This is a genomic window from Novispirillum itersonii subsp. itersonii ATCC 12639 (assembly GCF_000381985.1).
Classification (GTDB): Bacteria; Pseudomonadota; Alphaproteobacteria; order Rhodospirillales; family Rhodospirillaceae; genus Novispirillum; species Novispirillum itersonii.
Genome location: NZ_KB907338.1, coordinates 530007 through 536753, shown reverse-complemented (window position 1 = coordinate 536753; position 6747 = coordinate 530007). Strand labels below are relative to the sequence as shown.

Annotated in this window: 8 protein-coding genes; 1 reads left to right on the top strand and 7 read right to left on the bottom strand. The window is 69.2% G+C overall.

Annotation, left to right across the window (positions count from 1 at the left end):
• The coding region (locus G365_RS0105755) for a hypothetical protein (RefSeq protein WP_026345128.1) at positions 1–679 on the bottom strand (679 nt) is incomplete at its 3' end.
• 114 nt (positions 680–793) lie between these two features.
• Between G365_RS0105755 and G365_RS0105750 the strand changes: the two genes are divergently transcribed.
• Positions 794–1678, top strand: a complete 885-nt coding sequence (locus G365_RS0105750; protein ID WP_026345127.1) for a PDZ domain-containing protein — start codon at positions 794–796, stop codon at positions 1676–1678.
• 14 nt (positions 1679–1692) lie between these two features.
• Here G365_RS0105750 and G365_RS22755 read toward each other — a convergent pair whose 3' ends face one another.
• From G365_RS22755 to G365_RS0105720, 6 genes are all read right to left on the bottom strand, one after another.
• Positions 1693–2265, bottom strand: a complete 573-nt coding sequence (locus tag G365_RS22755) for a virion core protein, T7 gp14 family (RefSeq protein WP_155976131.1) — start codon at positions 2263–2265, stop codon at positions 1693–1695.
• A complete protein-coding gene (locus tag G365_RS20515; RefSeq protein ID WP_019644554.1) occupies positions 2244–2756 on the bottom strand; it encodes a hypothetical protein in 513 nt (170 codons plus the stop codon). Before G365_RS20515 ends, G365_RS22755 begins: the two co-directional genes overlap by 22 nt.
• Positions 2746–4797, bottom strand: a complete 2052-nt coding sequence (locus tag G365_RS0105735; RefSeq protein WP_019644553.1) for a hypothetical protein — start codon at positions 4795–4797, stop codon at positions 2746–2748. The genes G365_RS20515 and G365_RS0105735 overlap by 11 nt, the downstream gene beginning before the upstream one ends.
• Positions 4794–5423, bottom strand: a complete 630-nt coding sequence (locus G365_RS20510; RefSeq protein ID WP_019644552.1) for a hypothetical protein — start codon at positions 5421–5423, stop codon at positions 4794–4796. Before G365_RS20510 ends, G365_RS0105735 begins: the two co-directional genes overlap by 4 nt.
• 92 nt (positions 5424–5515) lie before the next feature.
• Complete coding sequence (locus G365_RS0105725) at positions 5516–5932, bottom strand: hypothetical protein (protein WP_019644551.1); 417 nt, start codon at positions 5930–5932, stop codon at positions 5516–5518.
• A gap of 32 nt (positions 5933–5964) precedes the next feature.
• Positions 5965–6747 (bottom strand): major capsid protein (locus G365_RS0105720; protein ID WP_081628453.1); only part of this gene is annotated, 783 nt, incomplete at its 5' end.

The window sequence follows — 6747 nt, the reverse complement described above, 5'->3', positions numbered from 1 at the left end:
TTTCCTGACCGATAGCCGCTGCTGCGGCTGCGGCGGCGGCAGCACTGACCACCGCCGTTTCGCGGGCGGTGACGGCGGTGGCAGCGGCGGCTTCCGCCAGAACCCGGTCGGCATCGGCTGCCGTGGCACTGACGGCTGCCGCCGCCGCACTGGCCGCCGCCGCCGCCTGCTGGGCATCGGGGTCAAACCGGGTGGCGACCAGCGCCCCGCTGCCGTCAAACTTCAGCGATTTGCCCGCCCGCTGCGCCACCGGCGGCAGTGTCAGCGCCACCCCGGCAGGGTCTGAAACCGGCTGCTTCAGCGTCCGGTCAAGCTGTTCCTGCTGCTGCTGGTCGATCATCGTCAGGCGGTCCAGCGCCCGTTCCAGATCCTCGGCATAAAAGGCGGCCCCGGTGACCAGACTGGTGGCCTGCGTCACCGGCAGACGGCGCAGCACCGTCACCGTCTGCCCCGCCACCAGCGCCGGGCCGGACAGCGGATAGGTCACGCTGCCGCCGGGCGTGCCGGCGACGCGGTCCAGCCGGTAACGGGCCGGGTCCACCGTGGCTTCCGTTCTATCCGCCGCCGTCACGATCAGCGCCAGATCACTGTCACGGTCCAGCGGAAACGAAAACGGCCACACCGTGGTGCTGCCGGTACTGGCATAGGATTGCTTTGATACCGTATTGGTGACGGTCATGACCTTTATCCTTCATCTCGGTTATCGTTTGTGACGCGCGGTGGCCTCTTCCGTTGATGCGGGGCGCGGGAGTACACTGATGCGGTCTCTGTCTTGACCGGACACACCGCCATCATGGCCCCCCCGCTGATCCGCTGCCTTGCCGCCCTGATCCCGCTGCTGCTGGCGGCCTGTGCCAATCCCTATGCCGATGCCTATCAGCCGGTGATCCCGGCGGCGCGGACCCTGCCCGTCGCGGCAGGCTGGAAGCCGGAGGTGCGGCTGTTGCCTTCCGGCTCGGCGGAGGCGGAAAGCCGGGCCCTGCTGCGGCGCGGATATGTGCTGATCGGGACCGCCACCTTCACCGGGCGGGATACGGCCCGCAGCGATGCTGAAACGCAGGCCCGCGCCGTCGGGGCGCCGGTGGTGCTGCTGTCGCAGGAGTATCAGTCCACCCAGCGCGGCGTGACCCCGGTTCAGCACCCGGTGATGGTGCCGGTCACCCGCACCGTGACCGACCGCGCCAGCGGCCAGTCCTACCGTGAAACGGTCTGGACCCAGACCACCGTCACCCGCTACGAGCCCTATACCTACGAGCTCTATACCCTGTCAGCCACCTTCTGGGCCCCCGGCCAGCCGGGCGGGCTGGGCGCGGTGGTGCAGGAGCCATCGGACGACACCCGCCAGAAAAACAAAACCAACAAAGGGGCCGAAGTGTTTGCCGTTGTCACCGGCAGCCCGGCCTTTGCCGCTGATCTGCTGCCCGGCGATCTGATCACCGCGCTGGACGGTCAGGCGGTGGATACCCCGCAGGACTTTTCCGCCCGTCTGCCAGACCTGTACGGGCGGCAGGGGGTGCGGATCGACCTGCTGCGCGACGGTCAGCCGGTCCGCAAAACCGTCGATATCAACCCGGAAGTGATGTGCCCGCCCCTGCAAGACGGCGGGCCGCCGCAGCCCTGCCCGCCCCCGCCACCTGTTCCCCCCGCCGCGCCGCCGCCCTCTGCCCCCGCACAGTAACCGGGGGCCGGGCCCTAGCTGAGGTCATCGGGCAGCCACGCCCGGCCAAACGCCCGCCCCACCGCCGGGGCCCGGCTGAGCAGGCTGTTGCCCACCGCAAACAGACTGCCGGAAACGGCGGACTGCCCGCGCATCGACGCCAGTTGCCCCTGTGCCAGGGCCGCATTACCGCCGGTGCGGGCCTGATAGGCCTGCCAGCGGTGCTGATAGGCGTCCTCTTCCGCCTGCTGCCGCAGGGACAGGGCATCCAGCTCCCCCGCCTGCGCGGTGTCGGCGGTGACATCCAGCGCCGATCCGCTGTCAACCAGCACCCCGGACGCGGCCTGACCGGCCCGCTGACTGCTGACCGCCTGCGCGGTGCGCAACCGCTGCTGCTGTTCGGCCACCCGGCCCTGCTGCAACGCCCGTTCCGCCGCCTGTTCCTGCGCCTGCGCCGCCTGATCCGCCGCCGCCGCATTGGCCTGCGCCACGGCGGACTGATAGGCCGACTGCCGCCGCTGCGCCTGCCCCTGCGCCACCATCGTGGCGGCCCCGGTCAGGGCCGATGTGGCCGCCAGCGCCGCCATCACACCCGGTACTGCACACATTGTTCGCTCCTCCGTCGTTCGACATGATGAAACGGCATCCCATCCGGCCCGAAGGGCATGGCAGGTGCCACCTGAAACCCCAGCCAGCGCAGCCAGCGCAGCGAGACCCCGTTGCGGGCATCCACCCGGTTCCACAGCCGGGGGAACATCTGCTGCCACCCGGCCACCACCGCCCGGCTGTGCCGCAGCACCCCGACCGGGGCGGTTTCCAGCGCCGGGCTGCCCAGCAGCCAGACGATCCCCGCCTGCCGGTCGCCGGGGTCGGGGGCCACACCGAACAGGCATTCCACCCGCCCGCCGATCACCCCGGCCCCGGCCTGCACCGACAGCGCCAGCGACCCGCGCAGCGCCTGATCCGGCGTTGCCCGGTGCGATGCCCAGACCTCCGCCACGTCTGACGCCCGCAGCCGGGGCGCAAGGGACAGCACATCCTCCTCCCGCCACGGGCGGATCGCTGCCGCAGGGCGGGCCTGCCCGGCTTTACCCGCCAAAATCCACCTCCGGCACAATCGCCAGCACCGTCAGCGGCAGCGGGTCATCCTGCCGGATCACCACCCGCCCGTGGCTGTTCCACCCCGCGTCCAGCGTCAGTTCCACCAGCCCGTCCCGCAGCGCCAGCGGGCTGTCCAGCACCGTCTGCTGCTGCCGCACCTTCACCAGCCGCTCCGCCGAGGGTCCGGCCCGGAACTCCCGCGAGGCCGCAACCCGGACCGTCACCCGCGCCACGCTGCGCCGCCGCCCCTGCGCGCTGCCCTGCGCCGTGGCGCCGGGGTCAAGGTCCAGCGTTTCCAGCATGCAGGAATACGGCAGCCCGACCTGCACCCGGCTGTACGGGCGCGGCAGGGTGATCTGCCCGTTGATGACCGTCTGCCGGGCCAGCACATCGCCACCGGCCAGAACAGCCACCTCCCGCCCGGTCAGATGCTCCAGCCCGGTCAGCACCGTCACCGGCGGGCCGCTGTACGACAGGCCGCAGTCAACGCAGAAGGCCTCTTCCGCCGTTGCCCAGCCGCGCCCGGACAGCCGTTCCAGACAGCGCTTCTCTTCTCCGTTCAACGTTCTGCGGATCACGGCATACAGCACATCCTCCGCCCCTTCCGAAACGGTGCAGACCGCTTCGACCGTGCCGTCGGTGTCGTGGCGGTGCCAGCCCCAGACCCGGTGTTCCCGCAGATAGGTCAGCCCCAGCAGCACCCCGTCATCCCGCACCGCCCACACAATCGAATGCGGCACCTGCGCATAGGCCCAGTCGGTCAGGGTATGGCCGTCAAACAGATGCCCGGACAGGATCGACAGGTTGTCGCCGGTAAAGCCGTCCACCTCCAGACTGTAGGCCAGATCCCGGACGATGCTGCCCTTGTCCTGCACGTACAGAATGGTGTTGCCCACCACCATCGGCCGCACTTTCGAGGCCCCCCGGTAGCCCTGCGGTTTCAGCCGCAGCGAAGACGGGGTCAGGGCCGCGCCATCGCTGGCCCCGCCGACCCGCCATTCCCCGCCCGACGTCAGCAGGATCATGTCGCCCAGCGGCACGATGTGGCGCACGGCGTTGACCTGCGCGGCGGCAATGGTGAAGGTGATCGCCTCGTCATCCCGCACCGGGCGCGAGGTGTTAAAGTTGCCATAGGCGTTGATGGCACTGCCCCAGACCGTCTGCGGGGCCTGCTCCGTGGCCGCCAGAAACAGCCGCTGTTCATGAAATGCCGCCGCCGAGGGGTATTTGCCCGGCCCGTCGAACGGGTTGCGCGGCCCCGGCGGGGTGCGGGCCAGATCGGGGGTGATGTTGTCGTCGGCAAAGCCGGTCTGTTCCGTCGCGCCGATCTGGCCGAACAGACCGTTGTCTTCCTTATAGACGCGGTATTCCACCACCCCGGACCCTTCGGGCCAGCTCAGGCTGATTTTCGCCCCCTGCGGCCAGTTGCTTTCGGTCCAGCCGGTCACGGCAACCACCGGCGACGGCAGGCTCTGTTCCCCGGTATCGGCAGAAATCGCGGTGACACGATACCGCAGCGTCGCCGCCGTGCCGCCACTGCCCGACGCCACCGCCGTCACCCCCGCCGGGCCGGACAGCGACGGGCCGAACACCATCGGCGTCAGGGTCCAGTCGGCATGACCGCGCCGGGTCAGGCGATGCGGCGGATGCCCGGCATGGACCAGAAACAGCGTATCGGCTGACTGGGTCCACGCCAGCCCCGGCAGATCAGCGGCGGTATAGGGGGTGGCCAGCTCATAGGGCGCGCCGTCTTTCAGCACCGTCCCGCCGTCTTTATGGACGCGCAGATACCCGGCCCCGAATTCCAGAACATACTGCTGCACGGTGGAAAACTGAAAGGCCACCAGCCGCACCGGCCCGCCCCGGGTAAAGCCGACAAAGGCAAACCCCGGCCGGGTGGAAACCCCGCCATGAGCATGCAGAATAAAATTGCGGCAGGTGCGCAGACCGTTGGCGTATCCGGCCAGATCGGTGCGCCCGTGCAGGCTGGGGGTCAGCTCCCCCGCCGTAAAGCTGGGCTGATAGCCGCGCAGGGTCATGACAGCCCCCCACCCCAGACATCGTCCCAGCCGGAGGCAATGCCCCGGGCGGCAATCCAGGACGGATCGCGCGGGCTTTCCGGCACGCCTTCATTGGCATCGGCGCGCTGCGCCTGCGTCAGGGTATTCAGATACAGGGTCTGCGCCATCTGCAACAGGGCCCGGTCGCGGGTCAGCGGCATCGCCAGATGCGCCGCCAGCCGCCAGCTTAAGGCCTGCACGAACAGCGGATCAAAACTGGCGGTGTCTTCGGTGCGGGCGGTATAGACCAGCGCCGCCCCGGCCAGATCGGTCAGCAGCACCCGCCCGGCCCCGGGGGCATATTCCACCGAAAAACGGGCCGCCGCCGACCCCTGCGGCACCACCAGCTCCCGCGCCAGCAGGCAGTCGGGCGGCAGGGCGTAGGCATAGGTCCAGCCGGGGGCAACCGGGGCCGCCAGCGGGGCCAGCACCACCCGGCGGGTGGCAAAGTTCCACGGGTGATCCCGCAGCACCGCCTCAAGACAGGGGCCGAAATGGCGGGCACAGGCCCGCGCCTCGGGCGAGGCCTCGTCAAGGGCGGCAATGTCCTGCGCCCCCAGCAGGGACAGCGACAGGTTACACAGGCCGACGACACTGGCGACCATCGGGAAAGCTCCTTTGTCTGACGGGACGGGAAACAGCGGTCCCGGGCGGAAGATCCCCCCGCCCGGGACCGGCTGCCGGAGGCGCCGGGGCCTCAGCGCGCCTGATAGGTCGGCAGCACGTCGATCGTGCCGCTGGCGGCAGGGTCGGTGGTGGCGATCACCGCCCTGACCTCGTCGCCGGTGGTGCCGGGCAGCACAAAGCGCCCCAGCTCGGTATCGCGGGCTATGGCCCCGTTGCCGCCGGTGGCGGTAAAGCTGACCACGGTGGCCAGATCACTGAAGGGGGCGGTGCCGGTCCGGTGCTGAAGGCGGACGGTCAGGGCCTTGCCGTCGGCGATGGTCAGGGCGGTGTTGGCCCGGACGATGACCTCGATCGCCCCCTGCGTGCCCCCGGCACGGACCGGCCCGCCGTTGCCGTCGGCACCGGTGTTCTGCGGCAGGGGCTGGGCCAGCGCCAGAGACTGCCCATGCACCTGAACGTAATGGGTAAGGCCATTGATTTTATACATAAAAGCTCTCCTTTTTTTCTCAGGACCGGGCCTTACCCGACAGAAACCTTGCTCTCGCTGCCATCGGCGAAGGTGTAGCTGGTCAGCAGCGGCACGCCTTCCCAGGCCTTGACCTGCCGGGTGATGTTGTCATCTGCCGGACGCAGATCGAGGCGGTTGCCCTTAAAGGCCCGGCCCAGCCAGCTCTGCACCCGTGGGTGCATCAGCAGCAGGGTCCGGCCCGAGGAGGTGGCCCGCACATCGGCCAGCAGATCGTCGATCATCGCCTCGGTCGGGGTCTTTCCGGCGGCAAGGTCGATATTGACGATGGCGGCCACGTTGCGGTCGCCGGTCAGCATCATGCCGAGGTCACACTTCAGGCGGACGCCGTAGACCAGCACGCCTTTGTCATCTTTGTAGAGGTTGCCGCCGTTGATCGCCTGCACGTCAAACAGCACGCCGTTGCCGAAGCCGTTGGGGTTATACAGGCCGGAACAGACCCCTTCCTCAAAGCGCACGGCGAGGATGGAATAGTTGGCGGCCCCGGTGCCCTTGGCGTCATAGACGCGGCTGCCCTTTCCGGCGGCGGCGCGGTCAACCGCATACTGGCGCAGGTTGTCGTACAGGATGGTGCGTTCGGTGTTCATCCCGGCCATTTTCAGGACCGGGGCGGTCTTGTCGGCGAAGTACTTTTCCTTGCCGCCATACTGGCGGGCCTTATCCTCGCCGACCTCAATCTGACCGCCCATTTTGGCGAGATCGAAGCGGATCAGCCGGGCGGTGCTGTCCACGGCGGGCAGCGGCGCATCCATGGCGACAAACCCCATGGCGGAGAC

Coding starts and splice junctions, on each gene's coding strand:
- G365_RS0105750 (WP_026345127.1), top strand. CDS start 794: ATGGCCCCCCCGCTGATCCGCTGCCTTGCCGCCCTGATCCCGCTGCTG.
- G365_RS22755 (WP_155976131.1), bottom strand. CDS start 2,265: ATGTGTGCAGTACCGGGTGTGATGGCGGCGCTGGCGGCCACATCGGCC.
- G365_RS0105735 (WP_019644553.1), bottom strand. CDS start 4,797: ATGACCCTGCGCGGCTATCAGCCCAGCTTTACGGCGGGGGAGCTGACC.
- G365_RS20510 (WP_019644552.1), bottom strand. CDS start 5,423: ATGGTCGCCAGTGTCGTCGGCCTGTGTAACCTGTCGCTGTCCCTGCTG.
- G365_RS0105725 (WP_019644551.1), bottom strand. CDS start 5,932: ATGTATAAAATCAATGGCCTTACCCATTACGTTCAGGTGCATGGGCAG.